Annotated in this window: 2 protein-coding genes; both read left to right on the top strand. The window is 69.6% G+C overall.

Annotated elements, in window-relative coordinates; all coding sequences use genetic code 11:
- Window positions 1-861, top strand: an 861-nt coding sequence (locus tag K4G64_RS39210; RefSeq protein ID WP_221760609.1) for an N-acetylmuramoyl-L-alanine amidase, incomplete at its 5' end; no start/stop codon positions are given.
- 158 nt (window positions 862-1,019) lie between these two features.
- Window positions 1,020-1,479, top strand: a 460-nt coding sequence (locus K4G64_RS39215; RefSeq protein WP_221760610.1) for a DUF5336 domain-containing protein, incomplete at its 3' end; no start/stop codon positions are given.

Raw genomic sequence — 1,479 nt, forward strand, 5'->3', positions numbered from 1 at the left:
GGACGGCGGCGGGGCTGGGGAGGTTCGAAGTCCGGGCCTACGTACGACACGTCAGCCACCCTAGCGGCCGTGCGGCCCTCTTCGCCCGCCGCGTCGAGCGCGCCCTCCGACGACGCGAAGGAGCCGAGCGCCTCTCCGGAGCCGAAGCCGACGGCCACGCCCTCGGCCTCCGCGCCCGCCGCCTCCGGACCGCTCAAGGGCAAGGTCGTCGTCATCGACCCGGGGCACAACCCGGGCAACTTCCAGCACGCCTCCGAGATCAACCGCACGGTGGACATCGGGACGAACTCAAAGGAGTGCGACACCACGGGCACGTCCACCAACGACGGTTACACCGAGGCGAAGTTCACGCTGGACGTCGCGCACCGGATGCGCAAGCTCCTTCAGGAACAGGGCGCCACGGTGAAACTGACGCAGGACGGCGACCGGCCGTTCGGGCCGTGCGTGGACGAGCGGGCCCGGATCGGCAACCAGGCGAAGGCGGATGCCGTGGTGTCGATCCACGCGGACGGCTCGGGCGCCGGCAACCGCGGCTTCCACGTGATCCTGCCCGGCGAGGTGCACGCGGGCGCCGCGGACACCCGGGCGATCGTCGGCCCTTCCCGTGATCTCGGCGAGCGCGTCGCGGGCCGCTTCGTGGCCGTCACGGGCAGCGCGCCCTCCAACTACATCGGCGACGGCGGCGGACTCGTCACGCGGAAGGACCTGGGCGGTCTCAATCTGTCAACGGTTCCGAAGGTGTTCATCGAGTGCGGCAACATGCGCGATAGCAAGGACGCGGCGTTGCTCACCAGCGGCGCGTGGCGACAGAAGGCGGCGCAAGGGATCTCCGAGGGAATCGTGAGTTTCCTGCGGGGGTAGGTGTGGACCGGCAGATCCCGGCGGACACCCTGACCTGGCGGACGATAGGGTCCTCCTTACGATGAGGGGCCACCCCCGCGCTTCACACCGAGTCCGGACGGCGGCATGGTGACAGCGACGCCTCTACCGACGATGAGACGACCTACGAAGGACCTGAAGTGAATATCCGCTCCCTCACTCGGGGCGACGGCGTGGTGATCGGAGCAGCGGTATTGCTGTTGATCGCGTCGTTCCTCGACCTCTACTCGTTCGACAATGTCCCCGACAGCGTCGACCTCCCCATGCTGTGGGGCAGCGGCCCGGTCGTGTTCAGCGTCGTGCTGGCCGGGATCATCGGCGCCGCGCTCGTGGTCGTCTCGCGAGGCCTGCCGCAGGCCCCGAAGATCGCGGGGATCGAGCTGGGCCAGTTCGGCGCCGCCTTCACGGTGTTCGCCGCGTGGAGCGCGCTCGGCAACATCTTCGACGCGCCCAGTGGTTTCGACAACATCGGTGAGAACGCGAGCGACGGCGCCCCGAGCCCCGGCATCGGCCTGATCCTCGCTCTCATCGCCACGCTGCTGATGGCCGCCGCCGCTCTCGCCACCCCCCTGGTCCCGGCCCTCAAGGCCGCCCTCCTCC

The sequence above is a fragment of the Streptomyces sp. WAC04114 genome (assembly GCF_019733245.1).
Lineage (GTDB): Bacteria > Actinomycetota > Actinomycetes > Streptomycetales > Streptomycetaceae > Streptomyces > Streptomyces massasporeus_A.